Raw genomic sequence first — 25,462 nt, forward strand, 5'->3', positions numbered from 1 at the left:
CAAGGGGAGGTCCAGTGTAACCCTCAGCCACTCAGTGGCGCAGGCGAAAGACCAGCACGCGGTCAATTCCCGCGTAATCCTTGATAATAGCTTCCAGGTTCAGACCGCTGGCTGCATCGGCCAGCATACCCACCAGGCCGGCTTGCTCAATGCCCACTTCTACGGCAAGGAAACCTGCAGGTTTAAGATACCCGGCAGCCTGAGCCACAATACGCCGGTAAAAATGCAAGCCGTCATTGCCGCCCGCCAGTGCCTGATACGGCTCCTGCCGCACCTCGGCACTCAACCCGGCGATATCGGCATCCGGAATATAGGGAGGGTTTGACAGTATGGCGTCAAACTTTTTCCCGGTGAGCGGTGCAAACAGGTCGCCTTGGCAAAATTCCAAACGGGCGCCGACCTCATGTCTGGCGGCATTTTCCCTGGCAACTGCCAAGGCAGCGGCCGAGACATCCACAGCCATACCGGAGGCGGCCGCCAGTTTGGTCAGCATGCTGACAATGATGGCACCACTGCCTGTCCCCAGATCAGCAACTGCCGGCTCCGGCTTATCTGCCAGCCGGTCAAGAGCGGCCTCCACTAAAATCTCAGTATCAGGACGGGGAATGAGTACTGCCGGACTAACAGCAAAATCCAGCCCCATAAATTCTTTACAGCCCGTAATATAGGCCACCGGCGCCCGCAGCGCCCGCCGTTTGACAGCTTCGCGGAAGGAGGCTAATTCCTCAGGAGTCAGCGGCTGGTCAAAATTAGTGTACAGATACAGTCTGTCCTTGCCTAGGATATGGGAAAGCAGTATCTCGGCATCCAAGCGGGGATTATCAATCCCCTTGGAGCCGAAATACTGCCTAGTCCAATGTAAAATTGAAGATATGGTCCATTGCTCACTCATATTATTCAACGTCTTTCAGTTTATCACTCTGTCCGGCAGTTACCAGCGCCGAAATCATTTCATCCAAATCACCGTTTAACACGAAATCCAGTTTATGCAGCGTTAACCCAATCCGGTGGTCGGTAACCCGGCCTTGCGGGAAGTTATAGGTCCGAATTCGCTCACTGCGGTCACCGGTGCCAACCTGGCTTTTGCGGGTTCCGGCCAGTTCAGCGGCCTGCTCCGCCTCCGCCATCTCCAGGATTTTGGCTCTCAGAACGCGCATAGCTTTATCACGGTTTTTAAGCTGTGATTTTTCGTCCTGGCATTGCACTACCACCCCTGTGGGCAAATGTGTAATCCGCACAGCCGATTCGGTTTTGTTAACATGCTGCCCGCCTGCGCCGCTGGCGCAATAGGTATCAATCCTCAGATCATTCGGATTGATTTCAATATCCACCTCTTCGGCCTCCGGCAACACGGCTACGGTCACGGTGGAGGTATGAATACGGCCGCTCGACTCGGTGGTCGGCACCCGCTGCACCCGGTGCACGCCGCTCTCGTATTTGAGTTTGGAGTAAGCGCCATCTCCCTCAATGGAAAATACCACTTCTTTAAACCCGCCCAGATCCGGGGCATTGGCGTCAAGCATCTCTACCCGCCAGCCCTGGGTTTCCGCATAACGGGTATACATGCGGAACAAATCACCGGCAAACAGCGCCGCTTCATCGCCGCCTGCACCGCCACGAATCTCGACAATGACGTTTTTATCATCATTAGGATCTTTGGGCAGCAAGAGGATTCTGAGTTCCTGTTCCAATGTCACTTTTTTCGCCTTAGCTTCCTCATACTCAGCTTCCACCATTTCATGGAATTCATCATCCAGTTTGTCTTTAAGCATTTCACTGGCATCATCAAGGGCCTGAAGCGTCTTTTTGTATTCACGGAACTTTTCCACGACAGCACTCATCTTGCTGTGGGCTTTGGTCAGTTTCTGCCATTCGCTCATGTCAGCCATAACCGCCGGATCGCTGATCCGGCCTTCCAGTTCCTGAAATTTATCTTCAAGCGCCTGCAGTTTATCACGCATCTGTTTTCACCTCTACATCTTGGTCCGGCCGCACGGCCTGTAAAGCCGCGATGGCAACTTCAATTTGATCGTCACTGGGTTCACGGGTAGTTAATTTTTGCAGCCACAGACCGGGAGTAATCGCACAGGCCACCCATTTGGCCTTGCTCCTGCCGGCAAAACGGATAATCTCATAGGCAATGCCTGCCACCACCGGCAAGAGTACAATCCGGGACAAAATCCGGAGCCAGAGATCAGGCCAGCCCAAAAAGGCAAACATAACAATACTTACCACCATGACAATGAGCAAAAAATTTGTACCGCAGCGCGGATGCAGGCAGCTGTACTTCCGGATGTTTTCCACCGTCAGCTCCTCGCCGGCTTCATAAGCATGGATGGTCTTGTGCTCAGCGCCATGATACTGAAACACGCGCTGAATATCTTTCATTAAAGATATTCCCCAAACATACAGGAAAAATATAACCAGGCGCAATATGCCCTCAAAGGTATTCAACAGCCGGGAGTCTGTTACAGCACTATGGATATATTTGGCCGCATACGTGGGAATGATGACAAAGAGCACGATGGCTAATCCCAGAGAAAATAACATGGTCACGGCAATCTCTTTGTTGGACAAGGTCTCTTCTTCTTCTTCACCGGCAGCCTGGGCCGAAAATGACAAAGCTTTCATGCCATAAATCAACGATTCCGCCAAAGCCACCACACCGCGAATCATGGGTTTCTTCAAAATAGGATAACGGTCGGTAATGGAGGTCAGCCGCTCTTTCTGAACAATAATATTGCCGGACGGTTCGCGAACGGCAGTGGCGATAAACTCCGGACCACGCATCATAACGCCTTCGATTACAGCTTGCCCGCCGACAAAAGGTCTTTTCTCACTCACGCTACCCCGCCCCTTTCTCAATATAATTACAGCAGAGCATGCCTGCCCTGCTGCAGTGTTTCCGATTATGACATCATATAGTGTAACAGCAGAGCATCACTGCTCTGCTGCTTGCTAATTAGCCTTGGCTTTGGCTGCCGTAACGCTTGTTGAATCTTTCTACACGGCCGCCTGCAGCTATTTGACGCTGTTGACCGGTATAGAACGGATGGCATTTTGAGCATACATCTACACGCAGTTCTTTTTTAACCGAACCGGTCATGAATGTATTGCCACAGCCGCAGACTACTTTGGCTTCACCGAATTTGGGATGAATTTTTTCTTGCATATCTTGCACCTCTCTTTATAAAGCCACTTTAAATTACGCGTGATAATTATAGCACATAGGCCAATGCCGCGCAAGCTATCTTATATGGCAACTTTACTAATATCGCGATAAATGCAAAGCCACCGTTCCCGGCCGCTATCGTTGCAGGGCTATTCTGATCCCCAGGCCAACTAATATGGTTCCTGTAATTGCCTTTAACCACTTTTGCGTTTCACTGCGTACCAAAAAATGGCGTAATTTTCCCATGAAGATGACAAGCAGGCCATACCAGGTTACCGATACCAGCGAATAAAGGATGGTAAGTATCAACGATTGAATAACAATATTGCCACCCGGGTGTATGAACTGAGGGAAAAATGCCAGAAAGAAAAGTGCTGACTTAGGATTGAGAACCCCTGTCAATACACCTTTAGAGTAGAACGTAAAGCCGCTTTCCCGCATAACCACGTCCGGTGCCTGACTGCTGCTATTGTTGGTGCAGGTGGACTCCTTTTGTCTATGCAGCTTATAGGCATTCACTAAGCTGGTTACTCCCAAATAGGCAATATAGGCCGCGCCCAGCATTTTTATCAGGTTATATATCTCGGCCGACTGCATGATAATCAGCGTCAAGCCCAGGCCGGACAGCAGGGCATTCAGATAAACTGCCGTAACAATGCCAAATACATTGAAAAGGCCGGCCCGCTGGCCGCTAATGCCGACCGATTGCATCACCAATACGGTATTTGGCCCCGGAATCACAACAAGTAAGGCCACAATGCCAATATACGCATAAAGCTCGGCAAAAGAAAATGGCAAAACGCATCATCTCCTTTCACATTAAATGGGGCTCTTATGCGGCTTACCCCTCATATAACTCCGGACGGCGGTGCTTTAAGAGCGGCAGTTCTTCCCGCACCCGGTCCACTATCTGCAGGTCAATTGTGCCAAAGATTACGGTCTCGGCTTCATCAGCCATTGCCATGATTCTGGCCCAGGGATCAACAATAGCCGAGTGGCCGTAGGCCTTATACTCTGCCGCGGCATTAAGGGCCGGAGCGGCGCCGATGACAAAGGCCTGATTATCGACAGCCCGCGACCGCAGCAATAGCTCCCAATGCGCCGGTCCGGTTACCGGTCCGAAAAGTGCCGGATAAACCAGGATATCGGCGCCTTTAAGCACCATCGTCCGGGCCAGTTCGGGAAAGCGCACATCATAACAAATGGCCACACCAATGGTGCCAAGCGAAGTCTTTACCACTGTCACATCACTGCCGGCCGCTAAGGTTTGCGATTCCTGAAACACAGTACCCCCTTTAATATTCACATCAAACAGGTGGGTTTTACGGTGACGCGCCAGCAGCTTGCCGTCTTCATCAAAGATAAAACAGGTGTTATAAATCTTGCCGTCGTCATCCCTTTCCGGAATAGAGCCGCCAATCAGGATTATTTTGTGCTCGGCAGCACACTCGGCAAGCATGGTAATGGTTGGTCCGTCCGGATAGCACTCCGCATACCGGGCAAACAAATCTGACTGATAAGGGCAGTTAAACATCTCCGGCAGTACTACAAGACGGCTGCCGCCAGCTGCCGCCTCACCAATCATCCGGCGGGCTTTATTAATATTCGCCTGTTTGTCAGGCACAACACCCTGTTGGCAAATACCGACAGTAAAGGTTGACATGGCTTCTCCTCCTAAATAGTAATTTGCTTAATTGCTAAAGTCAGGACTTCCGCTTTTCCCGGCGGCGCCGGTTCAGTTGGAACAGACACTTCGCCCAGCGCCAACAGCCCATTTTTAGCTCAAATAACCGGTGCCATTTAAAGGATTCATAGTATGGTTTGTCGAATAAATTTCGCATCAAAATACCGGAAGGATATTTCGCCGTTATGCAAAAAGTTTCCACCAAACATCTACACCCGGGAATGGTGCTTGCCCGCAATATTTTCAGCACCGATGGCATATTGCTGTTAAGTGCCGATACTGTTTTAAACAGTACGCAGATTGAACGTCTCCAGCATTTTAACCTGCCAAGTGTCTATATCAGAAATCCTCTGACAGACCAGTTAACCGACAAGGATATGCTTGACACCATCCCGGAAGTCGTTCGTGAGGAAACGCGGGTGCAGGCCGTTCAGGTTGTCCAGACAGCCTTCCAAAACTTTTCAGCCAACCATAGGCTGGAATCACAGCCCTTTAAAGATACGGCTGAGTTTCTAATGAAGGAAGTTATTGAAAACCCCGGTGCCATGGTTCATCTGACCGATATCCGGACCTGCGACGGGTATACCTTCGGCCACTCTGTCAATGTCTGCGTCCTGTCTACCCTTACCGGTATTCAGTTAGGGTATAACCGGTTTCAGCTCAAGGAGCTGTCCTTAGGCGCTTTGCTCCATGATGCCGGCAAGATGCTTATTCCTAAAGAAATTTTAACCAAAGCCGGGCCACTCACAGTCAGTGAGCGCAAGTCAATGGAACAGCATCCTACCCTTGGCTTTGATCTTCTCCGCCGCCAGAGAGACATTCCCTTAGTTTCCGCCCATGTCGCCTTTCAGCACCATGAAAAATTTAACGGCACAGGTTACACCCGGGGGCTGAAGGGCGTACATATTCACGAATATGCCAGAATTGTCGCCATCGCGGATGTGTATGACGCCATTACCTCCGACCGCCCCTATAAGGAGGGCTCCTTACCGCACCAGGCCTATGAAGTCATGCTGTCGCTTGCCAATACCCATTTTGATCCCATAATCTTACGGACCTTTTTGAATCAGATTGCCATTTATCCGGTAGGCAGTATTGTCAGACTGACCACCGGGGAAATTGCGGTAGTAACAAAAGTTATTCCCGGACTGCAAACCCGGCCGGCGCTAAAGGTTATTTTTGACGCAAGCGGCAGCAAACTGGAAAATGGCCCGGAAATTGATTTAGCCCAGCAGTTGACTATTTTTATCGATAAAGTGTTTACTGCGGCTGAGGTGGTAAAAATATCACTTGGCAACATGTATTTCAACCAGTCTCTCCGCCAGGCTCAATAATTCTTCCTCAGTGGCTGCCCCCTCCAGGGTTACTTCCAGGTCGTTAACAATCACGGTAACTTTATTTTTATCAGGCGGTTTGCTCGCGGCATAGGTCGACTCACCGGGAGGCAAAGCCGCCGTTCTCATCTTGGTTTGCGGCGGCCGGGGAGGTGCAGCCATGCTCTGCTGTTTGGGGGCCTGGGTAACAATAATTTCATCAGCTGTACCCTGATGGTAGATTTGGCGGATGGTTTTGCTGGCCGCATCAATTGTGACGGCATCGGCAGTAAGATCGGCTAAGGCCAGCATGGTATCAGCGGCTGCCGGAACGGGAGACTCCGGCTCCACCAGGGTAACCAGCTCAGCAGGTGCCGCAGAGTCAGCCGCAGCATCGGCGTGGCCCGGCGATGTGGTGACAGCCGGCGGCGGCTCAACGATTGCCGGCGGCAATGCTGCCACCTGAGGCGACGGGACGGCAGCCGGCGGCTGAGGCTGCTCAGCGGCCGGTGCCGGTGGCGCTTTAGCCAGTTCCCGTTCCGGCGTAACCGGCGGCATAAACTGCAACATGGCTGCCACCAGCACAGCGGCTGCCGCACTGGCTGCACCGGCCCAACGCCAGGGCCGGCGTTTTTTTTGTTTTTCACGGACCAGGGTATTTGACGCCTGTCTGACAATATTGTCAAGCACTGCCTGGGGGGGCGCGTCTGCCGACAAGCCGGCATCTTTGACTGCTTTGGCAATACCCACAAGTTCTGCTACCCCGGCAGCCGGTCTGTCCGGCAGCTCGCCCCGGTTAAGAGCATCTATCGCTGCCGACAGGGCCTCTGCCTGTTGTTCTTCGTAGTTATCTTGCACCTGCTTTACCTCCTTCCATTCCATTTTCAACAAATAACTCTTTAAGTTTTTTAAGCGCCCGTTGCTGCAGCATTTTGACGGCAGCGCCGCTTTTTTCCATAAGCCGGGCGGTGTCGGCTACTGCCAGCCCCTGAATAATCCTAAACTCAATTACCTTTCGCTGCTCATCAGGCAATAGCGCCAGCAGCTTGAGGACTGCCTGCCGGCGTTCGGCATGGATCACAGCCTCGTCCGGCTGCAAGCCGGTATCAATAATTCCCGCACTGTGTTCGGCAATATCAACTACCGGGGGCGCATGCCCGCGACGGCGATAATAATCGGTAATCAGGTTCAGCGCAATCCGCGAAAGGTAGGTCTTAAAGGCGGCATTGGTTTCCTTATAGCGCGGCAATGCAGTAAACGCCCGCAGAAAAGTGTCTTGCGCAATTTCCTGAGCATCATCCGGGTTGCTGGTCTTGCTTAAGGCCAAACGGTAAATATAAGGCCAATGGCTGACCACCAGCGCATTAAGCGCGGCGCTGTCACCTTCCCGGGCCCTGGCAATAATAAGTTTTTCTTCCTCAGACAATCCCATGTCACCACGCTTTAGTCTTTCATATAATTTAACGCTGGCTGCGCCAATAAGTAACGCAGCCGTTATCTTACCAAAAACTCGCCTAACTGGAAGGGCAGCTGGCCTAGTTGCTCTTTTACCGCGGGAACACTGTCGACAAAGCTGTCCGCCGCTTCACTATCGTCAAATCTGACTTTTACATCCAGGTTCTGTCCGTCATAGAGGCGGAAAGCCGCTTCTACCATACCGATATTTTCTGTTTCCAGACAAATTCTCAACCACGTCTCGGTCATCTGCTGACCGGATTTTTTTTTGTCTTCTTCTTCCTGGTAATATATATGAATGTGAGCCGGATAAACCGATTGTCCGTCGCCAAAATATAATGGCACCGTAAAGGACAGCACACTGTGACCGGCTTGGCGTTCTGCAAGTACGCCTGGTTTGGGCATAGTGTCAGCCAGTTCCCGCATGGCCTTAGCCGCAGCCCTTAGTACTTCCTGATTCTTATTGCGCCAGGCATTGATTAGTTCAGCCAGCACCTGTTGTCCGCCGACTGCCGTTTGCAGGGCAGAACCTCCGTCCTGCCTGAACGATCCGGCAGCCTCTGCCAGCATGCGGGCAAGCATGGTAAATTTATCGGCTGCCGGCTGCGGTGATTTTAACAGCGTAGCCAAAGGTTCCGGCAGATTGGTAGTTACCGGCTTATTTGCGTCAGTCTGCTTGAGCAGGACTTGAATAAATTCTTTGATTTCCGCCGGCATATTTTTCATTATTTCCGGCCGGGCGGCAAGCATACGGGCAAGTACTGCCGCTTCCGGCTGCTCTGGCGTGCCACCGCCGGAACGGGCTGCCGCACCGGGAGCCTGCTGCTGCTTCATAACACTATTGACCTCCGGTGTATCTGCCGCCGGCAAAGCCGCTGCCGGATTCTTGTTTTCCGCGGCCATACTGTTAGGCTTTTGCGGAATTGCCGGTTGGGTTGCCGGCCTATTTTCCGGCTGATTCGTGCTATTGTTTGGCCGGGCCAGCGGTGCATCCGGCTCCTCTGCCGGCTGTGAGGCCGGCACCGGCGCAGCAGGCGGTTCGGCCGGCGCTCCCGCCGGGCGCGGCATTGCCGCCCCCTGTTGCATGACAGGCAATCGTCCCGCTTGTGGCGCCGGCGTGTCCGACTGTTTACCCGCCGCCTGGCCTGGCTGTGGCGTGGTTGGCGGTTCCTGTTGGCGGGCGGCCGCCTGACCCGGCTGGGAGGGTTTCGCAGGCAGCTCCTGAGCCGCCTGCTTACCGGCCTGATTCGCGGCAGTTGCCAGCTCCTTCAGCATTTTAGCGGCTGCCTTAAGTTCATCCGGATTACTGTCACGCAAAGCATTCATAAATTTTTCCGGAACCTGCTGTTTGCCGGCGTTTTTTCCGTCAGCCTGTTCAGCGGTCTTCGCCGTATCAGCCCCTGCTGCTTCTTCCAGCATAGCTGCCAGCAGGCTGAGTTTTTCGCCTGCCGACCTGGAGGAGGCCAGCAAGGCGGCTAACCCCGCCGGTAAAGCGGTTTGCGCCGCCTGAGTCTGGTTGAGGATTTTTTGCACCAGTTCCTTAAACTCCGGCGGCAATTTGTTCATAAGTGTTGTCCTGGTGGCAATCGTTCGCGCAAGAGCATCCAGTTCTGTACTCATTAAACTTTTTAAAGCCACCAGCACCGCTTTACTGGCGGCAGCGGTCTGCTCTGCCGCACTTTGCCTGGCCTGAACAGAGTCACGTGTGGTAGTCTGCTCCTGTATTGGCGATACTGCCGTCCCATTGCTGGCAGTAGTTACATTATTGATATTCATGGCTGCCACCACCTTTCTTACGCTGGGCATATATATATAGTATTATCGTTGGAAAATCTCAAACTCAATAGTTGAAGGTGGGCACAGTCCGGCGTGCAGCGGAAGGATTATTCTAATATTGACATAACACACAATGTCTGTTACAAACATAAACTATACTAAAACTGCAAGGGAGGCAACAGCATGCCGAGTTTTCAACAAATGCTAGCCGGTCGCTGTACAAAGTTACCGGTATTTCAGCTAGTTCCCGGGCAGTCGTTAACTGCCGGTTATTTTTTAATCCAGGTTGAGCCTGCTATCCGGCATGGATTAAGCGAGTTGACAAACAGCAATGCGCGTCATGCCATGACCGAGCTGGCGCTTATGTGTTATTTAATGGGCATGGGCTTTGATTACCGCACCGCAAAAGCAATTGTCGAGTCCTGGGAAACCGATGACAGCTTGCTGGCGCAGGGACTATTAACCACCGACTAGCAGGACGCATCTGTACGGCACTGAGACGCGGGCAGCCGTTGTGCGTAAGCGGAGGTTGAGCGCCAGCGGCGCAGCATTGGATGACGGCCGCCTGTACCGAATCTTGTGTTGATACAAAATGAGATTGCCACACCACACGCAATGACCTGCGAAATAAGTACATCCCCAAGTCATTGCGGCTGTTGTCTGTGGCAATCTCTGTTATAATGCCCATCCTGTTGTCAAGCCTGCAAAGCAGGAAATGAACTTTTGCTTCCCGTTGGCAACAGCCGGGAGTCAGGCAAATTAATCGATAACCGTAACCAATTCGCCAAACAGCGCCTGGCTGGCTTTGATTTTCTGTTCACCGCCCATAACGCACAGGTAGTTTGCCTTCATAACATCGTCCACAAGAGCAGCCAATTCCTTAATATCCTGCTGCTTTGTTGCCAATATTTCATCCCGTTCCTGCTGTAAATCGGCCTGGCTGATATTGCGGATATAGGCCGTATCGGCGCGCTCCCCCTTCATTTGCGGTGTCAGCGGGGTATCCATGCTGCTTATTGTACCGATAATGTATTTGGTCATTTCCCGTTTGCTGATATTTTCGGCAGTAAAGTTATTGAGATACCGTGCCGTCTCATCATATACTTTGATGGTTTCCTCCAGGTTAGGATCGCGGTAAGAACCAAATACCACATTGCCGCTGCGGTCAAACTGGGCAAACGCACCGTAAGCACCGCCCTGCACCCGGATACGGTTCCAAAGATAATCATAGCGCAAAATAGTTTCCAGCACTTTCATACTGCCATGATAATTATATCCCAGACGGCGGAAGTTGGCACCCTTAGCGACATATTGCACCTTGCCTGAAGTCATGAGGCCTTCGTTGCGGGCCTGAATATCGAAATAATGTTTGGCCGGTTTATACGGCTTTGTTCCCAGTTTGCCGGTGAGCACCGGAAAGCTCTGGGCAAATTTCTTATAGTCTTCACTCTCGCAAGTGATTCCTGCCAGCAGATTGTCGCGGTTGAACACCGTCTCAGCCACAGCCGCCAGTGTACGTCCGATCTCTTGTATGTTGCTGTCAAGGTCTTCTTCCAGCGCAGCAATAAATTTGTAATAGGTCAGCTGGCCGTTTTCATTAAACTTAGCGACCGGCGATACATAGGATAACAGCCGGCTGGCTACCACCTGCTGACCACGCCGGAAGATGGCGGTATCCCAGACAGCCTTGATCTCACGGATCAGTTCTTTCAGCCGTCCCGCATCGGTAAACAGGCTGTCGCCGGTTATGTCGCCGATAAGACCAAACATTTCCGGCAGCTTGCCGACAAGTGCCTTGGCCTTCACCCGGAACATGGGCGCATAGCTCTCATAATCGGCAACCCCCGGATAAGCAAGCACATCATAGTTGAAACCGCCGGTATGGATATTTACCTCCTTGACCAGATCAGCATAGGGGTATTTCCCGGTATCCACTTTCCCCAGAATATCGGCCAGCAGGAATAAATACGGCAGTTCGGCTTCAGCTACCGCCCCGGTAGAAAAGTATAGATTGACATACGCAATCTTGTTGGTAAACATAGGATGCAGCAGCACGGTGACGTCTTGTTCTGTGCGCTTTTCGGTTACCAGTTCTTCTACTTGCTTATTAATATCCTTTAATTCCAGCAGCGGAATAAGCTCCAGCTTTTCCGGCGCATCCGGCGTTTCCTGGCGCTCTTTAAGCACTTTGGTCTGGTGAATAAGCTGCTTGATTTCGGCCTCACTCAGGCCTTCTTTATAAGCGGCCAGTTTTTCCTTAAGCTCGGCGGCCTGCCGGGCTCCGATCTCGCCATTGGGCTGTAAAGCTACCAGCGCTTGATGAGAATTGTCTAAAAGGCAGCGTTTGATTAACTGCTCAAAATAACCATTTTTAGCTTCCCGTTTAATTTTATCCAGTGACGCTTCATATGCCAGATGGATCAGCGGGTCCTGATCATACAGCCAGCTGTCCAGACATTTCATATTGTAAACCAGACCTTTGGGCCGGTTGCCGTAATTAGCTTCCCGCAGATGGAATTCAAAGATATTTACCGAGGATTCCACCAGTTTGGGGTCTAAGCCTTCATTAGCCAGCTTTGCCAACGTCGACTGCACGGTTTCCTGAAATGCGGTTACCTGTTCAGGATTGGCGCCGCTTACGCCAAACGTCATCGTAGGCTGCAAAATGCTCTTACTGTAACTGCCGAACACTTCTTTGCCCAGGCCGGCGTCCAGCAGCGCTTTTCTGAGCGGTGCCGCCGGTGTCTCCAGCAGAATGTGTTCCAACATCATCAGACCCAGATAGCCTTCCGGCTCGGTGGCTTTGCCTGCGGCAATATTCAGGGTGATGAAGGTCTTATCTTTTTTCGATTCTTCCGGTGATACCGGATAGTCGGCCACTTTGACCACCGTTTTGGCAAACGGCTTTTGCAGCGGTATCGCCGAGTCAATTTTCTTAGCTTCAAAGTCTTTGAGATACGCCTCATTCAAAAACTTCAAATTGTCATCCAGGTCAAGGTCGCCATAGAGGAAAATATAGCTATTGGCGGGATGGTAGTATTTCTGGTGAAAAGCAATGAACTGTTCCTGCGTCAGGTCGGGTATGTATTCCGGATCGCCGCCTGATTCCACGCCATAGGTAGTGTCAGGGAACAGGGCGGCATAAATCTGATGCTCTAAAATAGCGTCAGGCGAAGAAAATACGCCTTTCATTTCATTGTACACAACACCCTTATAGGTGAGCTCAGCCGCTTTATCCGGCAATTCGTAATGCCAGCCTTCCTGCATGAGAATTTCCGGAGTTTCCAGCATCAGGGGATAAAACACGGCATCCAGATACACATCCATCAGATTGCGAAAATCCTTCTCATTGCGGCTGGCAACCGGATACATCGTCTTATCGGGAAAAGTCATGGCATTTAGGAAGGTATTGAGCGAGCCTTTTACCAGTTCAACAAACGGCTCTTTTATCGGAAATTTGCGCGAACCGCAGAGTACCGAATGCTCGACAATATGCGGCACACCGGTTGAATCCGCCGGCGGGGTGCGGAAGCTGACCGAAAATACTTTATTGTCGTCGTCATTGCCTAAATATAGCAAGCGTGCGCCGCTTTGCTCATGAACAAACAGCTTGGCATCTGAATTAATCTCAGCCACACGCCTGGCATCCACCAGCTTAAACCCATGGTAGTTTTGACCTGTCTTAAAGGACATAGCTTTACCTCGCTTTTACTATTTTCTTTACTTATCCTATGAACTACTTTGCTAATAAGTCAATATTTTGCTTTTCGGCAATATGGAACGGTTTTCCTGCAAAATCGAACAAGTGAATCTACTTATAGATTCTCCCGCTTGGCTGGATTTAATTATGACTCAATAAATATTCTGTTGCAAAAACATACTTGCTTTCCGCCCGATAGTACGGCAAAGGCTCCGCGATATACTCGCAGAGCCTTTGCTTGTCTGGTACCTTACGGCTGCTAAACAGCCTGTACACCATGTATTTATAAGACACTAATGATCTGTAACCTGCTGCTTGCGCATAGCCGACCACCGGTAAATGACAATCGGCAAAATCAGCAGCGGCACACCGAAATACAAAGAAATTCTCAGTTCCTCGGTAAACGCAACAAAAACCAGACATGCAATCTGGACCCAAATGCCCAACTGGGTAACATAAGGGAACAGCGGTGCTTTATATTTCAGTGCCTTCACTTCATCCGGGCTAAGCTGCTTGCGGAAGTTATACTGACTCCAGCAGATGGATATCCAGGCAATGGCACCGGTAAAACCGGACAGTGCCAGCAGATAGGTATAGATACTTTGCTGCTGATCAAAAGTGTATAACACAACCCCCAGCCAACACACACCGATAGATAATGCCGTCGCATTTTGCGGTACACCCTGACGGTTCAGCCGTCCCAGCCAAGCGGGAGCCATCCCCTCCTGTGCCAGTGCATACATGGCGCGGGTGCAGCCGTACAGGCCGGAATTAGAACAGGAAATGGCAGCAGTCAGGACCACAAAAGAAAAAATAGCCCCCGCCCACTCCAGTCCATAGGAACTCAACGCTGCCGCAAACACACTGTTTTCCAGACTGGCTTTATCCCAGGGAAAAATAGTTACCAAAAGCAGCATCGGAATAATGTACAAGGCGATAATCCGCACAGTGACCTGTCTGACGGTAGCCGGAATGGTCTTAGCCGGTTCCTGGCTTTCGGCAGCCGCCAGACCGATAATTTCCGACCCCTGGAAGTTGACCAGAATAATCACCATTGTCAGCAGCACCACCCAATAACCATCAGGGGCAAAACCGCCGCTGGATAAGAGGACACTGGTGCCGAGAAACCCGCCGGCGCCGAGTGCACCGAAGAAAATCATGATAGCTAAACCACAAAACATAATCAGTGCAGCAATCTTAATCAGCGCCAGCCAGAACTCCAATTCGCCAAACAGACTGACCCTGGACAAATTTATAACCGTTATCGCCAGACCAAACAGTACCGCCCACCACATAGCGCTTACAGTGGGAAAAAAGCCGTTCATAATGATGCCGGCGGCAATCATTTCCGAGGGAACATAGGTTACCCAGGTCAGCCAGTAGCACCAGCCGACACCGCACGCCCAGGCCGGTGATATATAGTCACGGGTGTAACTGATAAACGAACCGGAAATGGGCCGGGCTACAGCCAGCTCACCCAAACATACCATAACTGCATAAACAATTAAGCCGCCTAACAGATAGGCCAGCACAGATGCCGGACCGGCTTTGCCGATCACATAGCCACTGCCCAAAAAATAGCCACTGCCAATAATTCCCCCCAGGGCAATCATCTGCAGATGGCGGTTTTTGAGTCCACGCTGTAATTGTCTTCCGGTCCCCAGTTCTTCCAAGTATCATTCCTCCAGTTAAGTGTAAAGAAAACACGGCTTGCACCGAGCCGTCGGCGACGGTGGAAGTCGATGTTGCCCTTATCCTGCTTTTAAGAAAGTCGTGCTTTCTGTTAGGGCAAAAAATGCCAATGAGATGATTATAACATAATCATTTTTCCTGACAATGGCTTTTTAAAAAAATAGACATGTTTCATAGCGAAACATGTCTGATTTTCTGCTTACGCTTTTTTAAAAGATTCATATACCACTTGATACTCAGGTGTCGGTGGAATGGATTTGTAAATATAAACATGAACACCAGTCGGGTCATTGACGACAAAGCTGCGTTCACCCCAGGGCTTATCCTGCAGCTCCTGGAAAATTTCAACACCGGACTCTTTCAGCCGCCGGTACTCATCATCAACATCCTCGACTTCCAGCGAAACAATAATACCGGTTCCATGAAAAAAATCGCCGGCATCCCGTTGCGGTTTCGTAAAGCTAATGCCTGCCGCCATGCCGGGGGCAAGCAGTTCAATATACCAGTCACTCTCATACACCAGTTGAAAGCCAAAATGCTTCATATAAAAATCCCTGGATTCAATCAGTTTATCTGTACTAATCGTGGTATCAAACCGCTTTATTTTCATATCATTACCTCCCCGTTTCCGGTTTGCGTTGTTTAAAATAAACTACCTTGAGCTTGCACGCCTCTGCCAAGGCATAGCCGGCCTCCAGCCTGGCACCGATATCCTGCTGTTTGTGAGCATCCGAACCAATGGTGACAAACTGTCCGCCCAGTTCGTAGAACCGCTGGTAAATCGGCCGTACGATATCTATCGCTGCCGGGCTTGTCAGCCGGCGGGTATTAATTTCCAGCGCTTTGCCGTTTTGTGCCAGGGTTTTTAGTATTTCATCAATCCAGTCGCCAAATTCGTGATAATATATCTCCGGGTCTTGATAGCGCGCATAACGGGCTATGTAATCAATATGCCCCAGACTGTCAATAAAATCATGAGTTTTGAGACATTTTAGCATCCAGGTAAAATACTGCTCATAGGTATCACGTTTTGTGCGTGAATGGTAATACGCTTCCAGATAGATGTCCATATTGTCAACCGAATGAATGGAGCCAATAACATAGTCAAAAGGATGATTAACAATAATGCGCCGGTTTTCCTCCACACATTCCAGCCCCATGCCTATTTCAATTCCCAGAAGCACCTTGTCACTGTGATATGGATCATACTCCTGAAAATACCGGCCAACATCAAAAGTAACGGTATCAGGCTCAGGAAAAGCCAAATCCGTATGCTCTGTGATAATAATCCCCAACCCTAATTGGGCAGCCTGGCTGACAGCCGCCTCGACAGCCATATTAGAGTCGACAGAATAACGAGTGTGAATGTGAGTATCAAATAGCAAAGGTACAGCCTCCTAACAATAAAATGGCGTATAGTATCATTCTAATACAAAAACACCTAAACTACAAACGGAAAAGGTACTCTGCGCCAAACGCAGAGTACCTTTTCTGAAAGAATCTATCCTGAAATATAAAGTTTGTGTTCTTTTACGTTATTTGCTAATAAACTCTTGTACGACATATACCGAACCGCCCGGGCTGCGTACTACACCAACACCTACATCGGTATAAGTGGAGTTAAGAATATTGGCACGGTGGCCCGAACTGTTCATGAAAGCTTTTTCCGCAGCAGCAACACTGGTATTAATCGCCAGGTTTTCGCCCGCGGTTTTGTAGGTGATACCCGCGTTATTCATTCGTTGAAACGGAGACAGACCTTCCGGGTTATAATGGGAAAAATAGCCGCGTTTAATCATATCCTGAGCATAGTCTTCGGCCAGTTTGGTCAACTGGGCATTGGATTTGAGTGCAGTCAAGCCATTGGCCGCACGGTCCTGATTCAAGAGACTAAAAGCTTGTGCTTCTTCAGAAGTGGAAATTGTACCATTCGACGATGTGGAGTTAGAAGTTGAATCAGAAGGTTTAGTTGATGTTTTTGGGGCAGAGCTGTTGTCAGAGGAATCGCCACGATTACTCAGAACACTGATCAAGCCAATTACCGCTATACCCGCCAGTATGTTATTGGTAGTAGAGTTATCTTTGACTGTTTCTTCCGCTATCGTAGCTTCAGAACTCTCAGCGAAGGCAGGGAGAGCGAAAACACCGCCGAAGGATGTGGTAAACAGCGAAAAGGCAACAAAACTGTGTATAAATTTGCTTCTAATGGACTTTCTTAACAAAAAGATCACCTTTCTAATAAAAGAAATTATTTGAGTCGGATTCTGCTAATAATAATTCGTGCTTACTTAAAATAATCCTTCAAATAACGGCACGCCAGATTCTGTCAGGTCTACTAACTACCGGATTTATTGGGCTGATAGGGCATAACCAATTCCTGTAATGACAGGGTTAGTGACACTACATGCCTTTGCGATTGTTGTCGGTAACCCCGTCCCCCCTGATACTATGCTTTGGCCTCAACCCACCAGTTATACTGCTGATAAGGTTTTCTCAATTTGTTCAGTTCCTGGCGTTCAGCTATATATTGGTCTTTTACGGCCTCCAAAAGCCTGCCATGCTCTGTCATCCCTGCGGGAGAAAACCGTGGATGTCTGGGGGTAGCAAAATGCACCTTAACTTCCCCTGCGATCACTTCAATTTGACCATCTGCCCCGCACATCCGACATATTACCTTCCCGCTAGGCGCAAGCTGAAGCAGCGTATTGCCGCATAACGGACATGCATGCACAGGCAGGTTGGTTGCCTGCTGCCCATCGCTAATGAGCATTGCTGCCAGACTGCGGGCTTGATCAAGTATTTCCGGTTTTACAACCTCTCCCGGGCTTGCCGCCTGAACCAGCATTGTCCCGACTACATCCAAATGAAAGAACCGGGCGGTATTGACTGCGGCCTCGCGGGCATATCCCTCCCAGCCGTCAATCCCATAAGATACGGCGACAACGCATTTCTTGCCGGCAAATTCTTTAGCCTGCTGCAAAAGGGAAATCAACCTGTCGCCAATAAGCTTCAGCGTAGTATGAGTGCCTAAAAAGTAACAAGGTGTGGCAATGATAACAGCATCCGCCTGCCTGATATGTTCCAGTAAAAAGGCAAAATCATCATTAATGACACATTGCCTGTCTTCCGGCAAACAGGCGTAGCAGGCATTGCACTGCCTAATATCAAGATCAGTCAGCCGTATCATGACTTTTTCCACTTCATCCGGTAATGAAGCCAGCATTTCTTTTGTTAATATTTCGGAATTACCCAATTTTCTGGGCGATGCTACTAAGCCTACTACTTTCATAGAAAATTTCATTCCTTTCAAAGTGTCAATCTATAACTATGTTCAATCATTTTAGTTAACTCTTTCTCAGACACATCACCATTAACCATTACGGTATTCCAATGCCGTTTGTTCATGTGAAAGCCAGGAAAAACATCTGCCTTTAGTTCTCTTATCTCATCTACGTATTGAGGCTCACACTTCAAATTAATATATAATTTATCATCACGCTCAAAAATTAGAGCAAATATTTTTTTATTTTGTTTATGTCTTATCGTAGTCCACAATAAATTAGACTGCCTTTTATTAAAAGGATAATCTTCATAAACGTTATTGAGTTTTAAACACAAAGAAATTAGCTGTTTGCGTGTCATAGTTTCTCCTCAGTAAACCTACCCATCACAGGACACTAGGGGACGTTCCCTATTTGACAACTTTTGCTATTACGCCGCGTGATATTCCTGTTGCCCGCTCAATTTGACGAATAGATAAACCTTCTTTTTCTTTTAACTGACGAATTACGTAATCTCGTTCTATTTTAGGCCAGCTTACTATTTCGTGAATTTCCCGCCCGCCTGTATACTGCATTATTCTTCGTCGAATTTCTTCTTCACGTATATTTGTCCTGCCGGTTACATCGAAATCATGTTTCGTAATAATCTGATGTAGTTTAAACCACTCATCTCTCCCCAATAGACCCAAGGAAAATTCAGTATCTGTTAGATTTCCTCCATACAAATATTCTCTATAGCTACTAAACCGATATTCTTCCGCTATCGAAACAATCCCGGCTCTTATTGGGTTCTGGTGTATGTAACATAGCAATGGAATAAAGTATTCATCGATCTCTACTGGCACACTTTTATATCGGCTACTTATTAATGCTCCGCTGCGATCATATTTCCGATTAAAGTACATTGCATATTTTGTCAAAAGTCGTTTCATAATTAAAGAAATATCGCCCGGCGCTCTTTCCTTTATTAACATATGGACATGATTGCTCATCAAGCAATAGGCATGTATTTCAAATTGCATTTCGTGCTTTAAGTGCTGCAAGTTGTTAAGAAAATATATAAAATCACTATCTTCTTCAAATAAATGCAATCGGTTTATGCCACGAAAAACAATGTGATAAAAGCCTGTAACGCTTATTTTTCTTGCTTGTCTGCTCACTCATTTCTCCCCTTCCTCTAAAAGAGTCCTATTGTATTTGTCCTTTATATATTATCATATGTAGGACAAAAAAGGAACGTCCCCTTTTGTCTTTTCTTTTTTGTTTTCTTTTTTGTTTTCTTTTTTGTTTTCTTTTTTGTTTTCTTTTTTGTTTTCTTTTTTGTTTTCTTTTTTGTCTTCTTTTTTGTTTTCTTTTTTGTCTTCTTTTTTGTCTTCTTTTTTGTCTTCTTTTTTGTCTTCTTTTTGTCTTGTCCCTTTTGTCCTTGTCCATAAATCATAAATTGAAGGTTAAAAAATTAGTATTAATATAAAAAATATTCTGAAGGAGTTTTAAGATGGATCTTTAACTCTTTTAATATAATTATCCATAAAAGCTGATAGCATTTATGGATAACCGGGGTACGCCTCAAGGCAGGTTATTTTTTGACTCTATGGGACATTTTTTACCGCCGGGCTAGCGAATAAATAAAAGGAGATTTTTCCGGTTATTGAGTGGTAATAAACACGGGAAAAGCGGTGAGGATATGGAACTATCTTGGACTTCAGAAGAGTTAACCCTGATATTGAAGAATGGTCATTTACGGAAGTTTCCAAAAAACCAGATCATTTTTTACGCAGGGGCGGTCTGCAATGAAATATATTATATTAACAAAGGATGGGTCAATATTTATAGCATGACAGACGAAGGCAAGCGGGTTTCCGTAGGGCTTAGAAGCAAGGGTGAATTTATCGGTATTTCCGAAGCATTTTGCCGGAGCCCATGGCAATGCTTTGCGCAAGCGTTAGCAGAGGTCGAGGTCTATGCTATTGAACTCAAAAATTTGTATATTATTTTGGATAAATATCCAAACATCCTTCGTAAGTTTTTGAGTTTAACGGCATACCGCCTCCAGCAGGCAAATACAACTATGCTCAATTATGTTTGCAAACAGGCACCGGGGAGGCTGGCCATTACTCTCCTCAATCTGGCAGAGAAATCCAGCAGCAAAAAGAATGATAAAGTAAAGGTATCAATCAAATTAACGCAGGAAGAGCTTGCAGCCATTATCAGTACTACCCGGCAGTCGGCAAGCCGCATTATAAATTCCTTTAAAAAACTGGGATTTATAGAAATGAAAGGCAGGCAGATACAGGCAATTTATCCGGATAAACTGAGAGCAAAATCCGTAGGGGAAATATAAATATGTGCTGCAAGTTGAACTGTAATAAGCCGCTTTAAAAACAGTAAAAAGGGTACAAACTATCATGCTCCTCTTTGCAGTAGCCAGGATAAACTGGTCTACTACAAAAAGGAGCATATTTTTATGGAACGAAATTTATGGGTTCCTCTTCTTTGCGCCAAGGTTGTGCCACTGGACATTTTCTAAGAAATGTCACCTACTTGACATTATATTGGTATCTGATAAGCACTAAGGTGTCAGGCAAATAACGGAAATATTTCGAATAGAGTGCTATTATTAGCAAGTCAGACAATTAGGTATTGTATACATTGCAGTATTCTTACCCAGAACTACTTGTTCAATGAATCGCGATTCTTTATCAGAACAGTAACTAAATTGGGGAGGTAAAAAAAAGAACCGGAGGCGGATTCATGTTAGAAAAATTTTTAACCGATATATCTTTACCAAGAATGGTTAAAGTACGACAAAAATTCTCAACTGAACCTATTACTAATTTGCAGGCTGCTGTAAGTGAGCAACTAACTGGAAAAGAGATTGCTCAACTCATTAAACCGGGTGCCCGCATTGCGGTGCTGGTGGGTAGTCGTGGAATTGCGAAGATTGATGATATAGTGGCAATTACCATTAGCGAATTGAAAAGGCATGGCGCAGAGCCTTTTATTGTTCCGGCCATGGGAAGCCACGGAGGAGCAACAGCCGAAGGACAAGTCGAAGTATTGCAGAGTTTGGGTATTACGGAGGAGAAAGCCGGTGCCCCGATTATATCTTCTATGGATACGGTTGAACTTGGACGAACAGGTTCCGGCTTACCGGTTTATTTCGATCGTAATGCCGCTGGTGCCGATGGGATCATTCCTATTGCCAGAGTTAAACCCCACACAGCATTTCGTTATCACCATGAAAGCGGCGTCATAAAAATGCTTACCATTGGCGCCGGTAAGCAGCGTGGTGCCAGTGCATTGCATTCCAGGTTTAGTGTAAATGGTTTTGGCCCGTTACTGCATGAAGCCTATCAGCAGGTTTGCCGCAAATTGCCGGTTTTATTTGGGCTGGCTATTGTTGAAAACGCGCAGGAACAGGTGGCTATGCTTGAAGCCATACCTCAACAGCTAATTGAAAAAAGAGAGCCTGCACTTTTACAAAAAGCATTTGAGCTAATGCCTAAGATCCCTTTTACTAATTTTGATGTGTTAATTGTTGATCAATTGGGCAAAAACATCAGTGGTGACGGCATGGATCCCAATATTACCGGACGCTATGCTGTTGACATAAAAGAGGATCTGGCCTATCAGCGGCTTGTGGCGCTGGACCTTACGCCGGAAACGGAAGGCAATGCGTTAGGTGTCGGTATGGCAGACATAACCACCCGTAAGCTGGTTGCAAAAATTGACTATAAAAAAGGCTATATGAATGCCTTTACATCGAAAATTGTGTTGGCAACGGTCAAAATACCAATGACACTGGAAAGTGACAGGGAAGCGATTGCGGCAGCAATACAGACCTGCGTTTGTGTTGAACCGGGGCAGCATAAGGTAATTAGAATAAAAAACACTTTGGAAATCAGCGAGATGGAGATTTCAGAAACACTGTTAACCGAAGCGGAACAGAAAGCTAGCCTGGAGATATTAGGGTACCCAGTGGAAATGAATTTTGATTCTAAAGGCAACCTGCTATAGCCTTGGAATAAGTTTAAATTATAAAGGAGGCAATTATGACTAACACCGTGTTTACCGAAGAAATGCAGAACAAGCTGATGACTAAACTGCGCTGGAGAATAGTACCTTATATTATGCTGCTGTATGTGGTATCTATGATGGACCGGCTGTGCATCAGTTTTGGAGCACTGCAGATGAACAAAGAACTTGGTATAAGTGCAAGTGCTTTTGGGATTATTGCCGGGATTTTCTTTATATCCTATTTCTTTTTCGAAGTACCCAGCAACGTGATCATGCATAAAGTGGGTGCCCGAGTCTGGATTACCCGGATACTGGTCACCTGGGGAATCGTAACGATAGGTACCGGTTTTTCCGAGACGGTAACACATTTAGCCATTTGGCGCTTTTTACTTGGTGTGGCGGAAGCGGGTTTTTATCCTTGTATGATCTTGTATTTGACGCTATGGTTTCCGGCTAAACATTTAGGACGGACAATATCGTTATTCATGTGCGGTATGGCCATTTCCAACATTCTGACCGGGCCGCTTTCCACCTGGATCATGGACAATGTCACCTGGTTTGGTATGTCAGGCTGGCGCTGGATGTTTATTATCGAGGGTATACCGGCAGTTATTTTGGGAATAACCACTTTTTTCGTCTTAACGGACAGACCTGAACAAGCTAAATTTTTAACACCGGAAGAAAAAGCTTGGCTGATAGCAGAACTTCATCAGGAGCATGAAGCAAAAAATAAAAAGCTGCAGGTTTCAAAATGGGCCGTGTTTTCTCAACCGCGCGTCTGGTACATGTGTATTCCTTATCTTTGCTACATCATGGCACTATATGGTCTGGGAATGTGGGTGCCCCAAATCCTGCGTGCTTTATCGCAAACACTTACCAATTTTCAAATTGGCCTTATTTCGACCTTGCCGTATATAGTTGGTGTCATTGCCATGATACTTGTTGCCAGACATTCAGACAAAACATTAGAACGGCGCTATCACATCGGCATTCCTATTCTTTTCAGTTTTTTCAGCTTGATCGCGTTAACTATGACAAAAGATTTGTGGCTGTCAATGTTGTTCATTTGCATTAGTACTGCAGGCATATATAGTTTTGTTGGTACTTATTGGACTTTACCCAGTTCTTTTCTAAGTGAGGGAACGGCGGCAGTAGGTATCGGTATTATTAATTCCGTTGGCAATCTCGGCGGCTTTTTCGGGCCGTATGCTGTAGGTTATCTAAAAGATATGACCGGCTCAACATCGGCCGGAATGTATGTGCTGGCAGCTTTTGCCTTATTTGCAACAATATCTGTTTTAGCTATTCCTGCAAAAGAAGTGGCGCTTAGAACGCAAACCGGTAATATAAAGGCTGATAGCTAAAACTGCTGCGAAACTTTAATATGCTTTTTAGACTTGGCAATAAAGAAACCGCTGTTGCCCTTATCCTGCCACAGGCCTCACACCGAAACTGTATCGGTAGCTTAAATCCCTGGTAACATCCTGCTTATCAAAGTCCCTTACCACTTGGTAGGGGATTTCTTCTTGTGTTTCACAGCTCAAACAAATATGGATTACTAGTCCCCTTGTTCTATTTTACGGCATTGGTGGCAATATTCGTCCGGCAGTAAAAGTGGTGTTTTCCCTGCCATGGTGAGCGCACCGATCAGGTTGATGCCATCTCTCCTTTGTGGGACAAGGGACCTGTCAGACTGTGTGAAAAGTGCATTTAAAAATTATATCAAATTACAAATATGTTAAAATATAGTTGTATACTGATTGAGAGGGTGAGAGTATGGGCTATATAAAAGGCGAAGAAAGAGGACAAACAATTTTGCTTCCCGAGAGTATCGACGATTACGCACGAAGATAATCCAGTTCGCATTATAGATGCGTTCGTGGAACAGCTTGATGTGTTGGAACTGGCATTTGAGCGATCGACTAGCCCCACTTTCGGGCGCCCTCCCTATAACCCAAAAGTCTTATTAAAATTATACTTATACGGCTATTTAAACCGGGTCCGCTCATCGCGCAGGCTTGAGCAAGAAGCAGCACGAAACCTAGAAGTCATCTGGCTATTGCAAAAACTAAAACCAGATTATAAAACCATTGCGGACTTTCGCAAAAATAATAAACTCGCCCTCAAAAAGGTGTTTCGCCAGTTCGTACGCCTGTGCGATGAATGGGGCCTATATGGCAAAGAGTTAGTGGCGATTGATGGGACTAAAATGCGAGCTTGTAATAGCAAAAAGAATAATTATAGTGCCAAAAAACTGGAACGTCATATCCGGTATATCGATGAAAAAATTGAAACCTATATGAAAGAACTAGAGACAACGGATAACGCGGAGACTCAGGAACGTAAGCTGTCGGTACAAGAAGTACAACAGCGAATTCAAGAACTTCGTAATCGAAAACAAACCTATCAGGCTTATCAAGAAACGATAGATAAAAAAGGCTGCAGTGAAGTCTCTACAACAGACCCGGATGCTCGACTTATGTCCAATAACAATAATACAGTAGATGTAGGCTACAATGTACAGACCACAGTCGATGCCAAACACAAATTAGTGGCAGACTTCAAAGTAACAACACAGGCCAACGATTTGGGTGAGTTAGCTAACATGGCCTTGCGTGCCCAAGTGGTGCTTGAAAAAAAAGAGCTCGAAGTGGTAGCAGATAAAGGATATTACAAGGTTGACGACCTCAAAACATGCGTAAAAAATCATATCACTCCGTATGTCGCGAAACAAACATATTCGAACGGGACCGGAGATAAAGAGTTTTACCCGGATAAGTTTCATTACGACGCAGAGGAAAATATATATCGGTGTCCCAGAGGAATTGAGTTATATTTTGCCAAGAAGAGAACCAGTAAGGAAAAAGGCGTTATTGGTTACGAATACCGAAATTATGCAGCCTGTTCCTCTTGTCCGGTAAAAGAACGCTGTACTCGAAGTGCAAAGGGTCGAAGTATCTTTCGGCATATAGACCAAGACTTTTTAGATACGATTAATCTAAAGACTGAGAAAAATAAAGATAAATACCGATTACGGCAAATGATCATTGAACATGTTTTTGGAACAATTAAACGAGGATGGGGAGCGTATTATTTCCTGACTAAGCGTAAGCGCTCAGTCACAGGGGAGCTTTCTTTGTCTTTTTTATCGTATAACCTTAGGCGTGTTATATCTATCCTGGGGACGAAAGAAGTATTAGCAAAATTGACTGCTAGAAAATCTCCGGCTCTAGCCTAAATCCCGCTAGATGCTATTCAGTTCAACCAAAAGTTAACGATTTGCCTAGCATTTTGTATTTTAAGCTACTTTATTAGAGGGCGTGAGAGGATATTTCACACAGTCTGCTGTCCCCTTGTCCCACTTATACCCGC

24 protein-coding genes are annotated in these 25,462 nt (G+C 47.3%); 6 read left to right on the plus strand and 18 right to left on the minus strand.

The features are described from left to right. Positions 1 to 31: 31 nt before the first annotated feature. The 6 genes from prmC to SPSPH_RS16870 form a co-directional block, all read right to left on the minus strand. Positions 32 to 901, minus strand: a complete 870-nt coding sequence (gene prmC / locus SPSPH_RS16845; protein WP_075757087.1) for a peptide chain release factor N(5)-glutamine methyltransferase — start codon at positions 899 to 901, stop codon at positions 32 to 34. Then, positions 894 to 1,961, minus strand: a complete 1,068-nt coding sequence (gene prfA, locus SPSPH_RS16850) for a peptide chain release factor 1 (protein ID WP_075757086.1) — start codon at positions 1,959 to 1,961, stop codon at positions 894 to 896. The genes prmC and prfA overlap by 8 nt, the downstream gene beginning before the upstream one ends. Further along, the gene (locus SPSPH_RS16855; protein ID WP_075757249.1) at positions 1,954 to 2,793 is read right to left on the minus strand and encodes a DUF1385 domain-containing protein; all 840 of its coding nucleotides are present in this window, start codon (positions 2,791 to 2,793) and stop codon (positions 1,954 to 1,956) included. Before SPSPH_RS16855 ends, prfA begins: the two co-directional genes overlap by 8 nt. Positions 2,794 to 2,962: 169 nt before the next feature. Further along, a complete protein-coding gene (gene rpmE / locus SPSPH_RS16860) occupies positions 2,963 to 3,172 on the minus strand; it encodes a 50S ribosomal protein L31 (protein WP_075757085.1) in 210 nt (69 codons plus the stop codon). A gap of 135 nt (positions 3,173 to 3,307) precedes the next feature. Next, a complete protein-coding gene (locus SPSPH_RS16865) occupies positions 3,308 to 3,970 on the minus strand; it encodes a LysE family translocator (RefSeq protein ID WP_075757084.1) in 663 nt (220 codons plus the stop codon). 43 nt (positions 3,971 to 4,013) lie between these two features. Continuing rightward, a complete protein-coding gene (locus SPSPH_RS16870; RefSeq protein WP_075757083.1) occupies positions 4,014 to 4,835 on the minus strand; it encodes a carbon-nitrogen hydrolase family protein in 822 nt (273 codons plus the stop codon). A gap of 158 nt (positions 4,836 to 4,993) precedes the next feature. Here SPSPH_RS16870 and SPSPH_RS16875 point away from each other — a divergent pair, with 158 nt between their 5' ends. Then, positions 4,994 to 6,190, plus strand: coding sequence for an HD-GYP domain-containing protein (locus SPSPH_RS16875; protein WP_143559017.1), 1,197 nt, complete (start codon positions 4,994 to 4,996; stop codon positions 6,188 to 6,190). Here the strand turns inward: SPSPH_RS16875 and SPSPH_RS16880 are convergent. The 3 genes from SPSPH_RS16880 to SPSPH_RS16890 all read right to left on the minus strand — a co-directional run bounded on the left by SPSPH_RS16880 (position 6,143) and on the right by SPSPH_RS16890 (position 9,400). Beyond that, a complete protein-coding gene (locus tag SPSPH_RS16880) occupies positions 6,143 to 7,027 on the minus strand; it encodes a hypothetical protein (RefSeq protein WP_075757081.1) in 885 nt (294 codons plus the stop codon). The two genes, SPSPH_RS16875 and SPSPH_RS16880, sit on opposite strands and share 48 nt — an antisense overlap. Further along, positions 7,017 to 7,595, minus strand: a complete 579-nt coding sequence (locus SPSPH_RS16885; RefSeq protein ID WP_158027103.1) for an RNA polymerase sigma factor — start codon at positions 7,593 to 7,595, stop codon at positions 7,017 to 7,019. Before SPSPH_RS16885 ends, SPSPH_RS16880 begins: the two co-directional genes overlap by 11 nt. A 68-nt stretch (positions 7,596 to 7,663) precedes the next feature. Further along, positions 7,664 to 9,400 (minus strand): hypothetical protein, encoded by a 1,737-nt coding sequence (locus tag SPSPH_RS16890; RefSeq protein ID WP_075757079.1) that lies wholly within the window; start codon positions 9,398 to 9,400, stop codon positions 7,664 to 7,666. A 183-nt stretch (positions 9,401 to 9,583) separates the two neighbouring features. Between SPSPH_RS16890 and SPSPH_RS16895 the strand changes: the two genes are divergently transcribed. Further along, a complete protein-coding gene (locus tag SPSPH_RS16895; protein WP_083945656.1) occupies positions 9,584 to 9,874 on the plus strand; it encodes a hypothetical protein in 291 nt (96 codons plus the stop codon). A 285-nt stretch (positions 9,875 to 10,159) separates the two neighbouring features. Here SPSPH_RS16895 and SPSPH_RS16900 read toward each other — a convergent pair whose 3' ends face one another. The 9 genes from SPSPH_RS16900 to SPSPH_RS16940 all read right to left on the minus strand — a co-directional run bounded on the left by SPSPH_RS16900 (position 10,160) and on the right by SPSPH_RS16940 (position 19,504). Continuing rightward, positions 10,160 to 13,093, minus strand: a complete 2,934-nt coding sequence (locus SPSPH_RS16900; protein WP_075757078.1) for an insulinase family protein — start codon at positions 13,091 to 13,093, stop codon at positions 10,160 to 10,162. Between the two features lie 300 nt (positions 13,094 to 13,393). Continuing rightward, positions 13,394 to 14,713: an amino acid permease gene (locus SPSPH_RS16905; protein ID WP_109298261.1), complete on the minus strand. Its 1,320-nt coding sequence runs from the start codon at positions 14,711 to 14,713 to the stop codon at positions 13,394 to 13,396. 278 nt (positions 14,714 to 14,991) lie between these two features. Continuing rightward, positions 14,992 to 15,402, minus strand: a complete 411-nt coding sequence (locus SPSPH_RS16910) for a VOC family protein (RefSeq protein ID WP_075757077.1) — start codon at positions 15,400 to 15,402, stop codon at positions 14,992 to 14,994. 4 nt (positions 15,403 to 15,406) lie between these two features. After that, complete coding sequence (locus SPSPH_RS16915; protein WP_075757076.1) at positions 15,407 to 16,177, minus strand: histidinol phosphate phosphatase; 771 nt, start codon at positions 16,175 to 16,177, stop codon at positions 15,407 to 15,409. Between the two features lie 150 nt (positions 16,178 to 16,327). After that, the gene (locus SPSPH_RS16920; RefSeq protein WP_075757075.1) at positions 16,328 to 17,014 is read right to left on the minus strand and encodes a CAP domain-containing protein; all 687 of its coding nucleotides are present in this window, start codon (positions 17,012 to 17,014) and stop codon (positions 16,328 to 16,330) included. A gap of 224 nt (positions 17,015 to 17,238) precedes the next feature. Beyond that, positions 17,239 to 18,081, minus strand: a complete 843-nt coding sequence (locus SPSPH_RS16925) for a flavodoxin family protein (RefSeq protein ID WP_075757074.1) — start codon at positions 18,079 to 18,081, stop codon at positions 17,239 to 17,241. 17 nt (positions 18,082 to 18,098) lie between these two features. Beyond that, positions 18,099 to 18,434: an MmcQ/YjbR family DNA-binding protein gene (locus tag SPSPH_RS16930; protein WP_075757073.1), complete on the minus strand. Its 336-nt coding sequence runs from the start codon at positions 18,432 to 18,434 to the stop codon at positions 18,099 to 18,101. Between the two features lie 49 nt (positions 18,435 to 18,483). After that, positions 18,484 to 19,233 carry a transposase gene (locus SPSPH_RS16935; protein ID WP_075757072.1) on the minus strand — a complete coding sequence of 250 codons (750 nt, stop codon included), beginning with the start codon at positions 19,231 to 19,233 and terminating at the stop codon, positions 18,484 to 18,486. 28 nt (positions 19,234 to 19,261) lie between these two features. Next, complete coding sequence (locus tag SPSPH_RS16940) at positions 19,262 to 19,504, minus strand: hypothetical protein (protein WP_158027102.1); 243 nt, start codon at positions 19,502 to 19,504, stop codon at positions 19,262 to 19,264. A gap of 217 nt (positions 19,505 to 19,721) precedes the next feature. Here SPSPH_RS16940 and SPSPH_RS16945 point away from each other — a divergent pair, with 217 nt between their 5' ends. The 4 genes from SPSPH_RS16945 (at position 19,722) to SPSPH_RS16960 (ending at position 25,328) form a co-directional block, all read left to right on the plus strand. Continuing rightward, positions 19,722 to 20,414, plus strand: a complete 693-nt coding sequence (locus SPSPH_RS16945; protein ID WP_075757071.1) for a Crp/Fnr family transcriptional regulator — start codon at positions 19,722 to 19,724, stop codon at positions 20,412 to 20,414. 410 nt (positions 20,415 to 20,824) lie between these two features. Next, entirely contained in the window at positions 20,825 to 22,090 is a 1,266-nt protein-coding gene (locus SPSPH_RS16950; protein ID WP_075757070.1) for a lactate racemase domain-containing protein, read from the plus strand. Positions 22,091 to 22,125: 35 nt separating this feature from the next. Then, on the plus strand, positions 22,126 to 23,454 hold the full coding sequence (locus tag SPSPH_RS16955) for an MFS transporter (protein ID WP_075757069.1): 1,329 nt from the start codon (positions 22,126 to 22,128) through the stop codon (positions 23,452 to 23,454). A 473-nt stretch (positions 23,455 to 23,927) separates the two neighbouring features. Next, on the plus strand, positions 23,928 to 25,328 hold the full coding sequence (locus tag SPSPH_RS16960) for an IS1182 family transposase (protein ID WP_338738114.1): 1,401 nt from the start codon (positions 23,928 to 23,930) through the stop codon (positions 25,326 to 25,328). The last annotated feature ends 134 nt before the right edge of the window (positions 25,329 to 25,462 follow it).

The sequence above is a fragment of the Sporomusa sphaeroides DSM 2875 genome, assembly GCF_001941975.2.
Taxonomy (GTDB): domain Bacteria; phylum Bacillota; class Negativicutes; order Sporomusales; family Sporomusaceae; genus Sporomusa; species Sporomusa sphaeroides.